The sequence below is a fragment of the Bacillus sp. 22475 genome, assembly GCF_052044835.1.
Lineage (GTDB): Bacteria > Bacillota > Bacilli > Bacillales > Bacillaceae_G > Bacillus_A > Bacillus_A cereus.
In genome coordinates, this window is the sequence record NZ_JBQENW010000101.1 from 1 (window position 1) to 461 (window position 461).

Genomic DNA, 461 nt, shown 5'->3' on the forward strand with positions numbered 1-461 from the left:
GTAACAAGGTAGCCGTATCGGAAGGTGCGGCTGGATCACCTCCTTTCTATGGAGAATTGATGAACGCTGTTCATCAATATAAGTTTCCGTGTTTCGTTTTCGTTTAGTTTTGAGAGTTCAATTCAACATTGACTCTTAAATGAGGATATGATATAAATAAATCCTGCAATTTGTATGGGCCTATAGCTCAGCTGGTTAGAGCGCACGCCTGATAAGCGTGAGGTCGATGGTTCGAGTCCATTTAGGCCCACCATACATTTTGGGGCCTTAGCTCAGCTGGGAGAGCGCCTGCCTTGCACGCAGGAGGTCAGCGGTTCGATCCCGCTAGGCTCCACCAAAAAGCTATTTTAAATAGCAAATGGTATGTTCTTTGAAAACTAGATAACAGTGTAGCTCATATTTTTTAATTTTTAGTTTGGTTAAGTTAGAAAGGGCGCACGGTGGATGCCTTGACACTAGGA

2 tRNA genes are annotated in these 461 nt (G+C 43.8%); both read left to right on the forward strand.

Going from position 1 to position 461, the window contains the following annotated elements:
- Window positions 1-176 precede the first annotated feature (176 nt).
- A tRNA-Ile gene (locus ACTJJY_RS32100) sits at window positions 177-253 on the forward strand.
- 8 nt (window positions 254-261) lie between these two features.
- Window positions 262-337: transfer RNA gene (locus ACTJJY_RS32105), tRNA-Ala, on the forward strand.
- The last annotated feature ends 124 nt before the right edge of the window (window positions 338-461 follow it).